The sequence below is a fragment of the Nocardia sp. PLKS1-43 genome (assembly GCF_059510335.1).
On record NZ_JCAJZQ010000005.1, the window covers coordinates 1 to 16,745 of the forward strand.

The following is a 16,745-nucleotide window of genomic DNA, read 5'->3' on the forward strand; positions in this document are numbered from 1 at the left end:
GCCGCAGGAGACGGACACCACCATCTCGTTCGACGACACCGGGGAGCGCAAAGTACCGGTCCTGCTCGGCGTGCCCGGCGTACCGGCACACTGAAAAGTCTTCCGGTGCGGTGTATTTCGCCTGACATCAACGCCAGCTCGGCAGCATCAGGCGTGCGTGCCAGTCGTCCACGGTGATCGGCATCCCCGTCAGAATCGGCCACAGCCACGCGAAATTCGCCACCACCGCCGCGAGATACAGGCATACGACCATCAGGCTCAACGTTCGCCGCTCGCTGGGCACGAGGAACCTGTCTCCACCGGCGGTGCGCAGGACCGGCGCGGGACCGAGGATATGCCCCAGCGCCAACGCGACACCCATCGCGAGGAACGGCGCCATCGGTACCGCGTAGAAGAAGTACATCTCCCGATCCAGATCCAGGAACCAGGGCAGGAATCCGGCGCAGTAACCGACGAGTATTGCGGCACAACGCCAATCGCGGCGGGTCGCACTGCGCCAGAGCGCCCAGGCCAGCACCGGCAGCGACACCCACCACAGCACGGGAGTGCCGACCAGCATCACCGCGTCCACGCAGTAGTACTTGCCGCAGCCGGTGCCGCCGCCCTCCGAGTAGTGGTAGAGCATCGGCCGCAGGCCCATCGGCCACGACCAGGGCTTGGACTCCCAAGGATGATGGTATCCGGCCGAATTGGTCAGCGCCGTATGGAAATTCAGCGATTCGCCCTGGTTGTGCCACAGCGATCGCAGTGCGTCGGGAATCCAGGACCACGGACCGCCGGGGCCCACCGGATGTTTCCCGGCGTACGGGTTGCCGACCGAATACCGGTCGTAACCGTCCGCACTGGCGAACCAACCCGCGTAGCTGCCCAGGTACACCAGCAGCGGAATGAGCACCAACGCATACAGCGCCGGGACGACATCACGCAGCGCGGTACCCGACCACGGTCGCGGCACCCGGTACGCGCGTCGAGCGGCGAGATCGAAACAGGCCGAAAGGATCCCGAACGCCGCGACGAAGTAGATGCCGGACCACTTGGTCCCGCAGGCCATTCCGAGCAGAATCCCGCCCGCGAACCGCCACCACCGCACGCCCAGCCGAGGCCCGTAGCGGCTCAACGCGATCCGGCCCTCGGCGTCCGCGCGGGCCAGCCGGGCACGCACCTGGTCGCGATCGACGATCAGACAGCCGAACGCGGCCACCACGAACAGCGCTTGGAAGATGTCCAGCATCCCGATGCGCGACTGCACCATACTCGTGCCGTCGCAGATCACCAGCAGCCCCGCGATACCGCCGATCATGGTCGAGCGGGTCATCCGGCGGGTGATGCGAACGACCAACAGCACCAACAACGTTCCGAAAACCGCCGCACTGAACCGCCACCCCAGCGGGGTGTACCCGAACAACGCCTCCCCCAGCGCGATCATCTGTTTGCCGACCGGCGGATGCACGATGTAGCCGTACGCCGGGTTGTCCTCTACCCCGCCGCCGGTGAGCATCTCCCAACCCTGATGGGCGTAGTACTTCTCGTCGAAAGTAGGTGTGCCGCCGTCGGTGGGATAGCCCAGATTCTGGAAGCGGGTGATCGCGGCGATCACGGTGAGGACCAGCGTGACCACCCATCCGCGCAGCCGATCGGCCGGGCCCGGATCGGGCGAGGGACGCAGCGGAGCCGGGGTGGACAGGGCCGGGCGCGCGCCCCCCACCGGGCGCTCGGTCAACTGGGTCACCGCGCCGATCGTATGCGGTCGCGGCGGCGGTCCCTCGGTCGGCCGTGGGTAACGCCCGATTCCGCACTACGACAACGACTGTCGCGGGTCCTCGCTGCCCGGCAACCAGCTGCCGCCGGGTTCGGTCCAGCCTCGGCGTTTGATCATCTTGCGGGCCGCGCGCTGATTGCGCCCGATCAGGCGGGACAGATACAGCCGGCCGGCGAGATGGTCGGTCTCGTGCTGCAGACAGCGGGCGAGATATTCGGTGGTCGCCTCGACCTCGACGGGCGCGCCGGAGATGTCCACGCCGCTCACTTTCGCCCAGCTCGCCCGGCCGGTGGGATACCACTCGCCCGGTACCGACAGACAACCCTCCAGGTCGTCGTCGGGATCCGGCATGGTCTCGGGCACCTCCGAGGTCTCGAGCACCGGATTCACCACGTGCCCGCGATGGCGCACGCCGGATTCGACCAGGTCGTAGACGAATACCGCCCGTGGATCGCCGACCTGATTCGCCGCCAGACCCGCGCCGTTGGCAGCGGTATTGGTTTCGAACAGATCCTCGACGAACGCGGCGAGTTCGTCGTCGAACTCGGTCACCGCACGCGCCGGGCTCGCCAGCCGGGGATCACCCGCGATGAGAATCGGTCGTATCGCCACCCGGCAGAGAGTACTCCGCGTGAACCGGTCACCAGCGGCCCGACCGGCGACGACATCCGCAGCGCCGGCCGAGTCCGATCCGAACCGAAACAGCCCGGCACGAAATCGGTTTCACCGGGACAGACGGTCGATCGCATCCAAACTCTCTGCGGCGCAGCGGTTCCCACTCACCGTTGCGGCGAATCGGCCGAATCGTCGAAGGCGGAGCGGATCGTATCGCGAAGCCACCGCTGGGCCGGGTCGGTGTCGAGGCGGGCGTGCGGCAATCCACACATGGCGCATGGCAGCGGCGGACCGGTGCCACACCCGATTCGGTGGCACCGGTCCGCCCGCGGTTCAGCCGGTGACCGCGGCCATCGTGCGGTCGAGCCGCTCGGCCAGCTCCTCGATCAGATCAGGAGTGCTGATCAGCGGTGGCGCGACCAGAACCGAATCGGTGGCGGCGTCGATACCGCTCGGGCACAGGATGACGCCTTGCTCTTTCGCCGCGGCGACGACCCGGCGGCCCCGGAGCCCATCGGGCCCCGGCGCGAAGTGCAAGGCCCGCATCAGCCCCAGACCCGACTGGTCGGTCAGCAGGTCCGGATACCGGCGGCAGAGCTGCGTCAGCTTCTCCGCGAGCAGCCCACCGCACGCGGCGGCGTTGCCGACCAGGCCCTCGGACTCGATCACCCCCAGCACCGCGCTCGCGGTGGCACATGCGAGCGGATTGGCAGACATGGTGTGTCCCAACGCGATCGGGCCGAGCGGCTCAGCGATACCGGCCAGGATCTGCTGCGCCACGAGTGCCACCGCGAGGCTGGTGTACCCGCCGGTGACGCCCTTACCGGAGGTCAGTATGTCGGGAGCGATACCGGCGTGGTCGCAGGCCCACCACGCCCCGGTGCGCCCGAATCCGGACATGACCTCGTCCGCGATCAGCACGATGCCGTTGTCGCGGGTCTCGCGCCGCAACCAGTGCATCGTCTCGGTGGGGATGGGCGAGGCGCCCGAGGACGCCCCGCCCAGTGGCTCGACGACGATGGCGGCCACGTTCGACGGCCCCTCCTCCAGCAACGCCCGCGCCCATTGCTCGTGCGTGGCGCGACGGTGACCAGGCTTGGGGCGCACCAGGATTCGACTCCCGTCCGGGGTGCGCAGCAGCGGTTCGACGGATGGATCGCGTTTACCTGGACTACCGGTGATCGACAACGCCGCCGCCGTCATGCCGTGGTAGCTGGGTTGTTCGGCCAGCACCACCGTTCGGTGCGCCTCGCCCCTGCGGTGCTGGAAGGCGAACGCCAGGCGCAGGGCACATTCGTTGGCCTCGGATCCGGAGTTGGTGTACTCCACCGCCGCCGTACCCGCCGGTGCGATATCCAGCAGCCGCGCGGTCAGTTCCATGGCCTGGGCGTTGCGGAACTGGGTGCGGTGCACGAAGGTCAGTCGCCCCAGCTGAATTTCGATCGCCCGCAAGACATCCGGATGCGAATGTCCCAGGTTGACGTTGAGCACCCCGGACGAACCGTCCAGATATCGCCGGCCGTCCGTGTCGTAGACATACGGACCGGCGGCGCGTTCGGCAACGGGGAGAACCGGTTTGGTGCGAGTCGGTGCGTGAGTCATACCGGTGACCGATCCTTTCCGATGACGACGAGCAGCGCCGCGCAGGCAACCGCCGCCAGCACGCCGAATACGGCGGTCAGCCCGGCGAACGCCGCGCCGCCCGCGACCAGCAACCCCAGCAGCGTGGTGCCGATCGCGATGCCCGCGTTCATCATCGAGTTGTTCCAGGCTACGACCGAGGCCCGCTGGGTCGGATCCGCGGAGGACAGGTACGCCTGCTGACTGGAGTAGAACGAACCGCCGAACACGCACCACAGCGCGAGCGCCGCCAGGGCGATGAAGGTCCGGTCGGCGCTCACCGCGACGACGGCGCACGGGACGAACGCGATCGCCGCGACCACCGAGGTCCACACACCGCTGATGCCGTGCGCCCGCAAGCGGTCGAGGATCGGCCCGGTGAACAGGGAACCGACCAGTGATCCGGCGCCGACCAGCAAGCCCACCAGCCCCAACGTATCGAGTCCGAAACCGAACCGCCGCGCGAAGATCACCCCGATGAAGGTGTACGCGCCGAGCCGCCCCGCCTGCAGGAACAGCGTCGCCAGCAAGCCGAGCGCGATCTGCGGCCGCGTCCACGGCGCGAACAGCGCCCGCAGGCCACGTGCCGCTCCGGTCGCCGGCCGGTGGTCCAGGCACGTCACGAGTACCGCCGTCATGGCGATCATCAGCACCCCGACGGCGAAGAACGGCCATCGCCAGCTCGTCCAGGACGCCAGGGCAGCGCCCAGCGGCACCCCGAGTACCTGGCCCAGCGAATACGCGCTCGCCCCCAATGAGATGGCGCGGCCGCGCTGATGCGGCGCGGTGTGCTCGGCCAGGTACGCCCAGATCGCGGGCGCCGCGATGGCCGCGCCGAGTCCGGTGATGCCGCGGGCGGCGACCAGTAGCGGCAGCGTCGGCGCGGCCGCGCACGCCAGGTTCCCGATCAGGAACACGGCCGAACCGATCAGCACGAACCGGCGACGCGGATGACGATCGGACACGATGCCGAACAGCGGACCCGCCACCGCGTAGACCGCGACGTAGGCGGTGACCACGGTGGCGGCCACCGAGGCGGAGGTACTGAGGGAACGCCCGATATCCGGCAACATCGGTGATACCAGATACATTTCGGCGCCCATGAGGAAGAAAACCGCGTAGAGCAGCATGTGCTGTCCCCACGACGTGGCCTGGTGCGACTCCGGTGCGGGCACCGAACGACCGACCGATGTCCGGGTGGCGCTCACACCGACACCTCCTGTCTCAACGCAAGTGCCGCGTCGAAGGTGACGCGTTGCCGCGGCAGATCCAGTCGCGTCCAGGTGTGATCGAGGATTTCGGCGAATTTCCGCACCGCGGCCGGGCTGTGCACCGGTGAGGGATTGATCCGGAGCCGCTCGGTGCCCTGCGGCACCGACGGGAAGTTGATCGGCTGCGCGTACTGCCGATGGTCCTCGAGCAGGATGTCGGCCAGCCGGCGGCACTTGTGCGGATCCCCGACCAGCACCGGGACGATGTGACTTTCCATCGAAACCATCGGAATCTCCATGTCCGCCAACAGGTCCTGCATCAACCCCGCGCGGTGGTGCAGCAGGATGCGCTCGTTGTCCGATTCCCGCAGATGCCGGACACTGGCCAACGCCGCCGCGGCGAGTGCGGGCGGCATGGCGAGGGTGAAGATGAAGGCCGGGGCGAAGCTGCGGATCGCGTCAAGGATCGGCGCCGGCCCGGTGACGTACCCGCCTGCGGTCCCGTACCCCTTGGCGAAAGTGCCCATCAGCAGGTCGACCCGGTCGGCGCACCCCAGCTGCGCGGCCATGCCGGCGCCCTCGGGCCCGTACATGCCGACCGAATGCGCCTCGTCGACGTACACAAGTGCGCCATAGCTTTTCGCGACATCGCACAGCTCGTTCATCGGCGCGATATCGCCGTCCATGGAGTAGACCGATTCGAACGCGACCACCTTGGGCCGGTCCGGATCCACGCTCGCGAGCAGTTCGGCCAGGTGGCCGGGGTCGTTGTGGCGGAAGATGTGCCGCTCGGCCCGCGAAGCGCGCATGCCGAGGATCATCGAGGCGTGATTCTGCTCGTCGGAGAAGAACACCGCGTCGGGCAGCTGCTTGCCGAGCACGCCGAGAACGGCGTCGTTGACCGCGTACCCGGTGATGAACGTGAGTCCGGCTTCTTTCCGGTGCAGGTTGGCCATCTCCCGTTCGAGCAGGATGTGCGTGTGGTTGTTACCGGAGATGTTGCGTGAACCGCCGGCCGCGACGCCGGAACGATTGATGGATCTGTGCATAGCCTCGACCACCGACGGGAACTGTCCCATGCCGAGATGGTCGTTACTGCACCAGACGGTGATCTCCCGGATCTCGTCACCGCGATGGTGAATGGCCTGTGGAAACCGCCCCGCGAGACGCTCGATTTCCACGAATGTGCGATATCGCCCGGATCGCTCGAGATCGGCGATCTCCTGCTCGAAGAACGCTCTGTAATCGAAGGACATGGCAATCTCCTCATTCGATCTCATCGTGTTCAGTTGTGTCGCCGCACGTCAGCTGGGCGGCGAGTTCTCCCATCCGCTGATCGGCGGATAAGCATCGGGATCGGTGACGACGTCCACGACGGTCGTGGCCGCCTCGACCGAACTCTTCGCCAGCGCGTCACGCAGCTCGACGGCGGTGTGCACGCTGTGTCCCCGCGCGCCGCACGCGGTCGCGATCCGGGCATGGTCGACCGGCCCCAATTCGACCGCGGAGGTCGGCCTGCCGAATTGCACGATCTCCGCGTGCTTCTGATATCCGAGGACCGAGTTGTTCAGGACGATGACGATGACGTGCAATTGCTCGCGGACCGCGGTCTCGATCTCCGCCCAGGCGTGCGCGAACCCGCCGTCACCGACCACGCACACGACCGGGGTGTGCGGCCTCGCCGCCTTCGCGCCGAGCGCCAGCGGCAGACCCCAACCGAGTCCGGCCATTCCGCGCGGCAGCACGAAACGCCGGCCGCCCTCGGCGGCGCGAATGTAGTTGGCCACCCAGATCGAGGAGTAGCTCGCGTCCGCGACGACGATCGCGTCGTCGGGCAGGACGGTGTCGAGTTCGTTGGCGATCCACTCGGGCCGCAACGGAACCCGTTCCGCGGTCCTGACATCGGCGGTTGTGCGCGCGAATTCCGCTCGCGCGGAAGCGATCCGCGCGACGACCGCGTCGCGTTCGGCCGCGCGCCGGGACAGATCCAGGCCCGCGAGCGCGTCGTGCAGGTCCTCGAGGCCCGCGCGGACATCGCCGACCAGCCGCACCGCGGCGTAATTGCGGCCGATCTCCATCGGGTCGATGTCGAGGTGGATGAACTTCGCGTCGGGTGCGAACAATCGCCACCCGTCGGTGCCGTTCTCGTTGGTTCGGGTGCCGGCCAACAGCACCGTGTCCGCACCGGCGAGCCATTCGCGCATGCCGTGCGTCGCACCGTGCGGGCCCATGTAGTACCCGATCGCGCCCACGCTCAGCTCCGCCGCCTCGGACACGATGCCCTTGCCCATCGAGGTGGTCGCGATCGGAAGCGAGGCCTGTTCGGACAATCGGACCAGTGCCGCGCCCGCGTCGGAGGCGACCGCGCCGCCGCCGGCGACCACCACCGGGCGCCGCGCATCGGCCAATTGTGCTGCGGCCCAACGGACTTGATCGGCGGGCGGACGGACGCGATCGAGCGGATACCCGATCGGACTTACCGTGGTGGCCGACGGCGCGGGCGCCTCGAGGACATCCTTCGGCAGCATCAGTACCGCCGGGCCGGGCCGGCCACTGGTCGCGGCACGGAACGCCGCGTCGAGATAGTCGTGCGTGCGCTCGGGATCGTCGAGCCGATCGAACCACTTGCACCACCCGGCGAACAGGCTGCGGTGGTCGAACTCCTGAAAGGCGTTCTTGTTCCGGTGCGGCCGGGGCACATCCTGGACGAGCGCGACGACGGGCGTCGAGGCCTTGGCCGCCTCGGCGAGCGGGGGCACCAGCAGGGTGGCGGCGGGGCCGTTCTGCGCCATGACCACCGCGCAGCGACGCGAGACCCGGGCGAACCCGTCGGCCATGGCGCCGCCCGCGTTCTCGGTGCGATACACGATCTGACGAATTCCGCGGTCTTCGGCGGCCAGCACCAGACTCGACGGTAGACTTTGCGCAAAGAATTCCGAAATGCCCCGATTCTGCAAATTTTCGGCGATCGCTACGGCAACGGTGGCGGCCATCGGCATACTCCTTGCTGGTATCGAATGATCCTGTGGTCAATCCCCGTTCTTCGATCCTCTACCGGCATCTCCGGATCGGTCCAATACGTCTTTCTTCGTCGTTGATAACGAACCCTTATCCGGCTAGGCTGGCCACGTGGAGGACCTGCGACGTGTGCGCTACTTCATAGCCGTGGCCGAGCATCTGCACTTCGGGCGGGCCGCAGCCGCATTGCAAATCACCCAGCCCGCGCTCTCCCAGCAGATCAAGGCGCTCGAACGCGAACTGGGCGTCGAATTACTCATCCGAGACGGCCGGGGTGTGGAGTTGACACAGGCCGGTCACGCGCTCGCCGACGGCGCACCGGATCTGCTGGCCGACGCGGCAGCACTCGAGCGCGCGACCCGCGCCTACGCCGCGGGCAGGGCCGGCGAACTCAGGCTGGCCTTCACCCGTTCCGGTTCGGACAGCGATATCCTCAACCGCATTCGAACCTTCCGAAAAGAATTCCCCGATATCACTGTTTCGACGATCACCGGCTGGACCGCGTGGAATCTCGAGCTACTGGAATCGGGGGAGGTGGATATCGCATTCGTTCGCGGCGATATCACCGATCGGCGTATCCGGACCCGGCTGGTGTCCCATGAGGAAAGCGCGGTCGTGGTATGGCAGGACCACCCGCTCGCGAAGAAACATTCCGTTCATCTCCTCGACATACAGAATGAGCCGATCGTTCTCTGGCCGCGCGCCACCGGGCCGGAATTCTACGACGAATTGGTCGGTCACATCTGGGGCGAAAGGATTCCGCATCTGGTGGCCGAGGAATCCGATGCCGAACAGGTGCTGGATTCGGTGTCGAATCGCACCGGTATCAGCGTGCTGGATCGGCGCAGGGCGACCCGGATAGCCCACGACAACGTCGTGGTCGTGCCGTTCGAGACGAATCCGCCCCGGGTCGCGCTGCGCATCGCCTGGCTCCGCGGCCCGGCCTGGCCGACCGTCTCCGCCTTCCTGGACTGGTGGACCGCCGCTGATGAGGAGTCGCGCCGGCTCGACCTTTCGCAGGGGGCCACATAGTCTGCTCGGCGTGCGAGCGGTGATTGTCGGAGCGGGAGTGTCGGGCCTGTCCACGGCGGCTGAGTTGCTGCGGACCGGACACGAGGTCATCCTGGTCAGCGCCGACCCGATCGCCGCAACGACGTCGTATCTCGCTGCGGCAGTGTGGTTTCCGACCGCGGCGGGGCCGCGCGAGCGCGTAGATGCCTGGGGGACCGAGACTTTCACCCATCTGGCACAGCTCGCCGAGAGCCGGACGCCGGGCGTGCGCATGTGTGAGTCGCTGGCGCTGTACCGACATCGCCCCGGTCCCGTCGGCTGGGGGCACTCGGTTCGCGGCTTGCGCCCGGCCCAGGACTCCGAGCTGCCACCCGGGTACGCCGCCGGGTTGCGGTTCGCCGTACCGCTGGTGGAGATGCCGATCTTCCTGCCCTGGCTGCACGGTCGGGTGGTAGCGGCCGGAGCGCGCGAAGTGCGCCGGGAGGTCCGCGATCTCGGCGAAATCACCGACCTGGCACCGGATGTGGTGATCAACTGCGCGGGCCTGCGCGCCGGTGAACTCGTCGGCGATACGTCGGTCCACCCCATCCGCGGGCAGATCGTCCGAGTCACCAACCCGGGACTGTCGATGTCGGTGCGCGACGAAACGCATCCTCTCGGACGCGCCTACGCCCATCCCCGGGCATCCGACTGCATCCTCGGCGGCACCCTGGAACCCGGCCAGTGGGACACCACCCCGAACCCCGAACTGACACAGTCGATTCTGCGCCGCTGCCGAGATATCGCACCACAACTCGCCGACTGCGAGGTCATCGAAACCCTCGTCGGCCTACGCCCCGGCCGCCCGAGCGTCCGGCTGGAACCCGACCACACCTGCCTGTCCGGCACCCCCGTGATCCACAACTACGGCCACGGCGGCGCGGGTATAACCATCGGTTATGGTTGCGCCCGCGAGGTCGCCGAAATCGTTGCCGCACTCTGATTGTCGGCCTGCCGCGGGCATCCGTCCGGTCAGGGCACCGGTGATCTGGCGTAGGTGTACCGGGTGTCCACCGTGACGATGTCGGCCAGCGTCAACAGCGACGCTGGGACCTCCTCGGCGGTGACGAAATGCTCCAGGCTCGGGACGAAGACCGCGGTCGCGCCGATTCGGCCGACGACGTTGCACAGCCGCCGATGGGGTTCGTCGGTGTGGTCGGAGAATGCGACGATTCGCGACAGGTCGTAGCCGAATCGCCGTGCGAGAGACCGGATCTGTTCCTCGTCCCAGGGTTGGCGCGTGCCCGATACGTCCCGCCGCAGGTATCCGATCGCCACCGGACGGCTCATCGGCGGGCCCACCCGTCGATGTCGTCGCCGGACGGTCTGGAAAGCCACTCTCTACCGGCGGCGAGGAACAGCCGAAGGACGTCCGCGGGAAGCAGGTCCGCCGTCGCCCCCGAAGCGAGGTGCGAACACATGTGCTGACCTGAAAACCGTTGTGGCAATTCGTACATCACAACCTTCGCTCTCGTGCACGACCCTGGGCTGAAGGGCACCCCGACCACGCATGACGAGACAGGCCGCGAACGGCCGGGGAGCCTGTTCTATGTTGCCGATCTCCGATGGTGCATTCAAGGCGTTTCTATGATGCCTTCATGCGACGCGAACGACTCATCGACGCCCGGAAAGCCGTGGGGCTCAACCAAGAACAGATCGCCGAACTGGTCGGTGTGGACCGCACCACCATCGGCAAATGGGAGCGCGGCGACTCCACGCCGCAACCCAATCAGCGCGGGGCATATGCCGAGGCCCTGGGGGTGGAACTGCAAGAGCTCAACGCGATGCTCACCAGTATGCCGCAGGGCGACGGCGAGATGCCAGCCTGGCTGAGCACCTATCTCGGGATGGAACAGTCCGCGACCCGGATCGCCTCCTACGAACCACGATGCGTTTACGGGCTGCTGCAGACGCCCGCGTACGTCGAGGACATCGTCAGCCACGTCAGCTACAACGGGGTGTCGGAGGCGTATATCGCCCGAACCGTCGAGACCCGGCTGATCCGGCAGAAACGGGTCCGCTCCGGCGAGGTGGAGCTGAGCCTGGTCCAGCCCGAGTCGGCGCTGCGCCTGCGGATCGGCACTCCCGACGTTATGGCGGAACAACTTTCGACCATGGTGGAGCTGTCCCGGCTGCCGAACGTCACGCTGCGGATCACCCGGTACGAGGCCGGGCAGTACGAGGCGCGACGGCTGGGCGCGTTCTGCGTCATGTCCCATCCCTGGGGTACGCCGCAGGTTCACATCGAAGGCTACGGAGGCGGACGCTTCATCACCGACGCCGAGGAGGTTCAGTACTTTCAAGGTGTGTACGAGCACGCCGCGAACCGAATCGCGCTGTCCCCCAGTGAATCCCGGAAGTTCATCACTGGCCTGGCAAAGGAATGGAGCAATAGACGATGAACAACACCGATCTGACTTGGCGGGTATCGACCTTCTCGGACAACGGAACCTGTGTCGAGGTGGCGGTGACCCCCGACGGCGGTGCGCTGGTACGCAATTCGAACGCGCGTGAGGCCGGGACGCTCACGTTCACCCAGGCAGAGATGTCCGCGTGGGTCAAGGGAATCAAAGCGGGCGAATTCGACGACTGGGCGTAGCTTCCCGCGCGCGCCGGCCGCGCCCCGGTGTGCCGGGGCACCCGCCGACGCCGGAACCCGACGCCTCACGGTGGGCTACCTCACACCGGAGCCGGTTCACGCGATCCGCACCCGCCCGACGGCGACCGCGCAGCAAGCCGGACCGACGATCAGGCCGCGCACGACCGCTCCACCCGAGAGGTTCGGTGAACGCGCACCGGAGGCGAATTGCGCTCGGGGCGCGGCCTCTTCGAGTTCGCCGACGACGAGACCGCACACGAATCCGCGCAGCGGGCGATCGGGCCCGCACTTCCCGCACCCGCATCCTGTGATCCGGCGCCTCCACCGCGGCGAATGTGACACGCATTGCATGGCCGTAACGAGGCCGGGTCCGGGAAACATACTGTGGATGTGGACCAGCACGGGAATGATCCGGAACCGCGTGGTCGCGACCACATCCGATTCCGGCATTCGGGGGGACCGATGAATTCCGAACGCATCGCGCGCACCGCGCGTTGGCGGCGACTGGCCGGAGCGGTCACCGGGGTCGCGATGCTGGCCGGGCTGGGACTCACGGCCGCCTGTGACGCGACGAGCGCCGCGGAGCCGCTCGCGCGGCCGGTGTGGCTGTGCCGGCCGGGGATGGCCGACAATCCCTGTGATCAGGACCGGTTCGGATCCCCGCAGACGCCGGGACAGACGTTCACGGTCCGGCGTCCGCAGTCGCACACCCGCACCGATCTGGACAGTACGGTTCTCGCGCGTGACGGCGGCGCCACGGTCGACTCCCTGCCCGCCCCGAACCGTCCGGCGGTGGACTGCTTCTACGTGTATCCGACCGTCGACCCGGTGGCGAATCCGCTCGATCAGAGCGGCAATCAGCCGCCGAAGCCGACCGACATCGAGATCGATACGACCTTCGCGCAGGTGGGCCGGCTGATCAGCGACTGCCGCATGTTCGTGCCGAACTATCGGCAGTTGCCGATGCCGCAGGTGTTCGGCCGCAACAGCGGTGTCCTGGATTTCTCCCGCGGGGCCGGGGACGTCGAACAGGCCTGGGACCAGTACTGGACGCACGACAACATCGATCCGGTCACCGGCCGCCACCGCGGAGTGCTGCTATTGGGCCACTCCCAGGGCAGCTATGTCCTGCAAACACTGATCCAGCAGCGCATCGAGGGGAATCGGCAGATGCGCTCGCACTTGATCAGCGCGATCCTGCTCGGCGCGAACACCATCGTGCCGATCGGCCGGGACCGCGGCGCGAACGATACCGGGTCCACCTTCCGCGACCTGCCGATCTGCGCCCGAAGTGAAGTGAGCGCGCCGCTGCCGACCGGTTGCGTCGTCGCGTTCGCGACCTACCGCCAGGCACCCGGGAAGCTGCTGCCCACCAGCGCCCGGTTCGGCCGGACCGACCGCACCCACCAGGTCGCGTGTGTCAACCCCGCGGCCCTGCTCCGCGGCGCGCCGGCCGCCGCGACGACACCGGTGACCGCCGAACTGCCCACCACGGCGGTGACCCAGCACTGGACCGGCCGGCCGTTCGACACCGGATTCGCCCGCTATCCCGGCGCGCTTACCGCGCGGTGCACCGGCGGCATGGACGCCGAGGGCACCGCGCACTGGCTGCAGATCGGCGGCGACACCGGCCTCGCCCGCCCGACCAGCGGAGCCGGGCTGGGTCTGCACATGGACGACTGGCAGTTCGCGCAGGACGACCTGGACGCACTGGCCGTGGCCCAGAGCAAGGCCTGGCTGGCGACCCACACCGGCCCGCACGTCTAGTTCGAACACCTTGCGGTACAGGCTTTTTCGCCGATCACGGCTCACTCGGCGAGCGTCTCCCACTCGAAGCCGTCCGGATCGGTGAACGTGCCGAGCCCGCCGCCGAAGATCACTCGATGCGATCCGGAGCCTTCCGGGGAGACACCCGCGTCCTTCGCCGCGGCGCGCCGCCCGTACAGCGCCAGCTTGATCGCGGATTCCGGGGCGGCGAACTCGACGTATTTACTGCCGAATCCCTTCGCCACCGTCAGGCCGCGCTCGAGGTAGAACTGTTTGGTCGCCTTCACGTCGTCGACGCCGAGCAGGACGACGAAATCGTCCACCGTGCGGGTGGGCGTGCCGGAATCCTTCTTCGCGGAGGTGGCGATCTTCCACAGCGTCCCGTCCGGAGCCTGCACGACCCCGCCGTAGCCCCAGAAACTCTTCTTCGCGGGCTTCACCGCCGCCGCACCGGCCGCGAGCGCGGATTCGAAGTAACTGTCCACGGTGCTGGGTCCGGAGACCACCAGCGAGAGGGTGAAACCGCGGAACCCGCTGGTCGGTGCGTCGCCGGCGCGCACCCGGAGCCGGTCGCCGAGGCCGAAGGCGGCATCGTTGAACGCCGCGGCCGCCACGGGATCGGGTGTGCTGAGGATGACGGATTCGATGGCGGTTGTGTTCTTGGTGATGTTCATGTCGATGACGCTATTCGCGGACCCGGGACCAGCGCTTCTCGATTCCTGACCGGTCCGGGTGGGCTGTGCCCCCGAGCCCGGACCGGCCGCGACCGGGCGATGAGGGGTTAGCATCCAGCCTGTGCCCAGCATGCCGCAGTTCCCGTTCCGAGGTCTCCGCCGAACCATCCCCGCCGCGCGTCCCCGGATTCCGGTGCCGACCGCGCGGGCGATCGTCGATTGCGCGGTCTACCGGGACGGGCACCGGTTGCCGGGCCGGTTCACCCACGCCGCGGCACTGGAGAACGTGCGGGAGAAGGGCTCCGGATTCGTGTGGGTGGGCCTGCACGAACCGGACGACGCGCAGATGGCCGATGTGGCGCACATCTTCGCCCTGCACGAACTGGCCGCAGAGGATGCGGTGCAGGCGCACAACCGGCCCAAACTCGAACGCTACGACGACGTGCTGATCCTGATCCTGCGCACGGTGAAGTACGTCGAGCACGAACGCAACGCGGTCAGCGAGATCGTGGAGACCGGCGAGATCATGGTCTTCCTCGGACCCGATTTCGTGATCACGGTCCGGCACGGCGAGCACACCGGCCTGGCCGGCGTGCGCCACGACCTCGAGGCCAAGCCCGAGCGGCTGGGGCTGGGGCCCAGCACCGTCCTGCACGCGGTCGCCGACCACGTCGTGGACTCCTATGTGGCGGTGACCGCGGAGATCGAAGAGGACGTGGACGAGATGGAGGAGGAGGTCTTCAGCCCGCGCAGCCGCGTCACCATCGAGGCCAGCTATCAGCTCAAACGCGAAGTGGTCGAGTTGCGCCGCGCGGTCGCACCGCTGGCGCTGCCGCTGCAACTGCTCAGCCACGAGTCGAATTTGCCACTGCCCAAAGAGATTCGGCGTTATTTCCGGGACGTGGCCGATCATCACACCGCCGCGGTGGACCGCATCCGCGACTTCGACGAATCGCTCAGCGCGCTGATCAACGCCGCGCTGGCGAAGGTGAGCGTGCAGCAGAACACCGATATGCGCAAGATCTCGGCCTGGGCGGCGATCGCGGCCGTGCCGACCATGATCGCCGGAATCTACGGCATGAACTTCGAGCACATGCCCGAATTGCATTGGGTCTGGGGCTATCCGGCGGTGGTCGGGATCATCCTGATGATCTGCGCCGGACTGTTCGCCAACTTCCGGCGCAACAACTGGCTGTGAGCGGCGGGCGAACGCGATGACCGAATCCCGCCCGGCCGTGCGGCGCTCGGACGCCGAACGCAACCGCGCCCGCATCCTGGACGTCGCGCGCGACGCGCTGGCCGGCTCGGGCGAGGTCAGCCTGCACGCCATCGCCAAGCGGGCGGGCGTCGGGCAGGGCACGCTGTACCGGCATTTCCCGACCCGGGATGCGCTGGTGCTGGCGGTCTACCGGCAGGATGTGAGCGAGCTGGTCGCGGCCGCGGACGCGCTGCTCGCCGCGCACGAACCGTGGGACGCGTTGTGCCGCTGGTTGTTTCGACTCGCCGAATTCGGCCGGGTCAAGCACGGCCTCGCCGGTGTGCTGCAGACCGCCACCCGGGCCGCGCTCTCGGACGAGCACTACCAACCGGTGATCGACGCGATCGACCGGCTGCTGCGCGCCTGCCGGGCCGCCGGGCGGGTGCGCCCGGACATCGAGGCCGAGGAACTGCTGCTCCTGGTCGGTTTTCTGTGGCAGAGCGAGCAGGACGCCGCGTGGCAACAGCGCTCCCGGCGCATGCTCGGCGTAGTGCTGGACGGTTTGCATACCCTGGGGTGAAATTTCGTCCCCCTCAGGGCGCGGGAGTCATCACGAGGGGTGCTGTCGAGCGGGCCTCCGGGCGAGGAAATTAGGGATATGCACTCCGCTCCGTCCCAGCCCAGAGGGGAATCGACCATGCCGACCACGATCGCACCGCTCGCCGACCACCTGCACATCGTGCCCGGGCCGCGGGCCGTGCCCGAGGTCGATCCGAACGCCGTCGTGCGGTCCGCGGGCGGCGACGACCTCACCGCCGGCGAGCTGGACAGCTGGTCCAATCGCCTGGCCCGACTGCTGCTGCAGGACGGCGCGGGACCCGGCACCGCCATCGTCATCGCCATCGACGCACCGATCGAGGAACTCGTCGCCGAACGCGCGGTGGCCAAGATCGGCGCCGTCGCGGTGCGCGACAGCCGGCTGCCCGGGTGCGGGGCGGAACGAGGAATCACCACTCGGCAGTCCCGGCGCCGGACCGACCGTATAATCGAGTGGCTGGTCCTCGATGACCGCACGACGCTGCGACGCTATCTGTCCGGTTCGGACGCGCCGCTCGGTACCGACCATCCGGTGTTGCGCCGGACCGCCTGACCCGGCTCTCCCCGGATGCCTCCAACCGAATATCCGGGGAGGTGCAACCAACCACATTCATCGCACATCTCTTGCCGCGCAACG

General features: G+C 67.9%; 16 protein-coding genes. 8 read left to right on the top strand and 8 right to left on the bottom strand.

Translation table 11 applies throughout. The features are described from left to right. Nucleotides 1-127 precede the first annotated feature (127 nt). From AC5WS7_RS19455 to AC5WS7_RS19480, 6 genes are all read right to left on the bottom strand, one after another. A complete protein-coding gene (locus AC5WS7_RS19455; RefSeq protein WP_495955962.1) occupies nucleotides 128-1,729 on the bottom strand; it encodes a dolichyl-phosphate-mannose--protein mannosyltransferase in 1,602 nt (533 codons plus the stop codon). A 66-nt stretch (nucleotides 1,730-1,795) separates the two neighbouring features. Further along, nucleotides 1,796-2,371 carry a peptide deformylase gene (locus AC5WS7_RS19460; protein ID WP_495955963.1) on the bottom strand — a complete coding sequence of 192 codons (576 nt, stop codon included), beginning with the start codon at nucleotides 2,369-2,371 and terminating at the stop codon, nucleotides 1,796-1,798. A gap of 336 nt (nucleotides 2,372-2,707) precedes the next feature. Next, on the bottom strand, nucleotides 2,708-3,976 hold the full coding sequence (locus AC5WS7_RS19465) for an aminotransferase family protein (RefSeq protein ID WP_495955964.1): 1,269 nt from the start codon (nucleotides 3,974-3,976) through the stop codon (nucleotides 2,708-2,710). Next, nucleotides 3,973-5,202, bottom strand: coding sequence for an MFS transporter (locus AC5WS7_RS19470; protein WP_495955965.1), 1,230 nt, complete (start codon nucleotides 5,200-5,202; stop codon nucleotides 3,973-3,975). Before AC5WS7_RS19470 ends, AC5WS7_RS19465 begins: the two co-directional genes overlap by 4 nt. Further along, the gene (gene hemA, locus AC5WS7_RS19475; protein ID WP_495955966.1) at nucleotides 5,199-6,461 is read right to left on the bottom strand and encodes a 5-aminolevulinate synthase; all 1,263 of its coding nucleotides are present in this window, start codon (nucleotides 6,459-6,461) and stop codon (nucleotides 5,199-5,201) included. The genes AC5WS7_RS19470 and hemA overlap by 4 nt, the downstream gene beginning before the upstream one ends. Before the next feature lie 48 nt (nucleotides 6,462-6,509). Next, on the bottom strand, nucleotides 6,510-8,198 hold the full coding sequence (locus tag AC5WS7_RS19480; protein ID WP_495955967.1) for an acetolactate synthase catalytic subunit: 1,689 nt from the start codon (nucleotides 8,196-8,198) through the stop codon (nucleotides 6,510-6,512). A 136-nt stretch (nucleotides 8,199-8,334) separates the two neighbouring features. On the opposite strand from AC5WS7_RS19480, the gene AC5WS7_RS19485 reads away from it, so the two are divergent. Together AC5WS7_RS19485 and AC5WS7_RS19490 are read left to right on the top strand one after the other, a co-directional pair. After that, nucleotides 8,335-9,255, top strand: coding sequence for a LysR family transcriptional regulator (locus AC5WS7_RS19485; protein ID WP_495955968.1), 921 nt, complete (start codon nucleotides 8,335-8,337; stop codon nucleotides 9,253-9,255). A 10-nt stretch (nucleotides 9,256-9,265) separates the two neighbouring features. Then, nucleotides 9,266-10,216, top strand: coding sequence for an FAD-dependent oxidoreductase (locus tag AC5WS7_RS19490; protein WP_495955969.1), 951 nt, complete (start codon nucleotides 9,266-9,268; stop codon nucleotides 10,214-10,216). A 29-nt stretch (nucleotides 10,217-10,245) separates the two neighbouring features. On the opposite strand, the gene AC5WS7_RS19495 is transcribed toward AC5WS7_RS19490, so the two are convergent. Continuing rightward, nucleotides 10,246-10,563 carry a hypothetical protein gene (locus AC5WS7_RS19495; protein ID WP_495955970.1) on the bottom strand — a complete coding sequence of 106 codons (318 nt, stop codon included), beginning with the start codon at nucleotides 10,561-10,563 and terminating at the stop codon, nucleotides 10,246-10,248. Nucleotides 10,564-10,871: 308 nt separating this feature from the next. Between AC5WS7_RS19495 and AC5WS7_RS19500 the strand changes: the two genes are divergently transcribed. The 3 genes from AC5WS7_RS19500 to AC5WS7_RS19510 all read left to right on the top strand — a co-directional run bounded on the left by AC5WS7_RS19500 (nucleotide 10,872) and on the right by AC5WS7_RS19510 (nucleotide 13,639). Continuing rightward, nucleotides 10,872-11,675 (top strand): helix-turn-helix domain-containing protein, encoded by an 804-nt coding sequence (locus tag AC5WS7_RS19500; protein ID WP_495955971.1) that lies wholly within the window; start codon nucleotides 10,872-10,874, stop codon nucleotides 11,673-11,675. Beyond that, complete coding sequence (locus AC5WS7_RS19505; RefSeq protein ID WP_495955972.1) at nucleotides 11,672-11,872, top strand: DUF397 domain-containing protein; 201 nt, start codon at nucleotides 11,672-11,674, stop codon at nucleotides 11,870-11,872. Before AC5WS7_RS19500 ends, AC5WS7_RS19505 begins: the two co-directional genes overlap by 4 nt. 462 nt (nucleotides 11,873-12,334) lie before the next feature. Continuing rightward, nucleotides 12,335-13,639, top strand: coding sequence for a DUF3089 domain-containing protein (locus tag AC5WS7_RS19510; protein ID WP_495955973.1), 1,305 nt, complete (start codon nucleotides 12,335-12,337; stop codon nucleotides 13,637-13,639). A gap of 41 nt (nucleotides 13,640-13,680) precedes the next feature. On the opposite strand, the gene AC5WS7_RS19515 is transcribed toward AC5WS7_RS19510, so the two are convergent. Beyond that, nucleotides 13,681-14,313 (bottom strand): VOC family protein, encoded by a 633-nt coding sequence (locus AC5WS7_RS19515; protein WP_495955974.1) that lies wholly within the window; start codon nucleotides 14,311-14,313, stop codon nucleotides 13,681-13,683. A 130-nt stretch (nucleotides 14,314-14,443) separates the two neighbouring features. Between AC5WS7_RS19515 and AC5WS7_RS19520 the strand changes: the two genes are divergently transcribed. The 3 genes from AC5WS7_RS19520 to AC5WS7_RS19530 all read left to right on the top strand — a co-directional run bounded on the left by AC5WS7_RS19520 (nucleotide 14,444) and on the right by AC5WS7_RS19530 (nucleotide 16,661). Continuing rightward, the gene (locus AC5WS7_RS19520; protein WP_495956427.1) at nucleotides 14,444-15,511 is read left to right on the top strand and encodes a magnesium and cobalt transport protein CorA; all 1,068 of its coding nucleotides are present in this window, start codon (nucleotides 14,444-14,446) and stop codon (nucleotides 15,509-15,511) included. Between the two features lie 16 nt (nucleotides 15,512-15,527). After that, nucleotides 15,528-16,091: a TetR/AcrR family transcriptional regulator gene (locus AC5WS7_RS19525; RefSeq protein WP_495955975.1), complete on the top strand. Its 564-nt coding sequence runs from the start codon at nucleotides 15,528-15,530 to the stop codon at nucleotides 16,089-16,091. Between the two features lie 117 nt (nucleotides 16,092-16,208). Next, nucleotides 16,209-16,661: an AMP-binding protein gene (locus AC5WS7_RS19530; protein WP_495955976.1), complete on the top strand. Its 453-nt coding sequence runs from the start codon at nucleotides 16,209-16,211 to the stop codon at nucleotides 16,659-16,661. Nucleotides 16,662-16,745 lie beyond the last annotated feature (84 nt).

Coding starts and splice junctions, on each gene's coding strand:
- AC5WS7_RS19520 (WP_495956427.1), top strand. CDS start 14,444: ATGCCGCAGTTCCCGTTCCGAGGTCTCCGCCGAACCATCCCCGCCGCG.
- AC5WS7_RS19500 (WP_495955971.1), top strand. CDS start 10,872: ATGCGACGCGAACGACTCATCGACGCCCGGAAAGCCGTGGGGCTCAAC.
- AC5WS7_RS19495 (WP_495955970.1), bottom strand. CDS start 10,563: ATGAGCCGTCCGGTGGCGATCGGATACCTGCGGCGGGACGTATCGGGC.
- AC5WS7_RS19530 (WP_495955976.1), top strand. CDS start 16,209: ATGCCGACCACGATCGCACCGCTCGCCGACCACCTGCACATCGTGCCC.
- AC5WS7_RS19465 (WP_495955964.1), bottom strand. CDS start 3,976: ATGACTCACGCACCGACTCGCACCAAACCGGTTCTCCCCGTTGCCGAA.
- hemA (WP_495955966.1), bottom strand. CDS start 6,461: ATGTCCTTCGATTACAGAGCGTTCTTCGAGCAGGAGATCGCCGATCTC.
- AC5WS7_RS19525 (WP_495955975.1), top strand. CDS start 15,528: ATGACCGAATCCCGCCCGGCCGTGCGGCGCTCGGACGCCGAACGCAAC.
- AC5WS7_RS19515 (WP_495955974.1), bottom strand. CDS start 14,313: ATGAACATCACCAAGAACACAACCGCCATCGAATCCGTCATCCTCAGC.
- AC5WS7_RS19505 (WP_495955972.1), top strand. CDS start 11,672: ATGAACAACACCGATCTGACTTGGCGGGTATCGACCTTCTCGGACAAC.
- AC5WS7_RS19510 (WP_495955973.1), top strand. CDS start 12,335: ATGAATTCCGAACGCATCGCGCGCACCGCGCGTTGGCGGCGACTGGCC.
- AC5WS7_RS19480 (WP_495955967.1), bottom strand. CDS start 8,198: ATGGCCGCCACCGTTGCCGTAGCGATCGCCGAAAATTTGCAGAATCGG.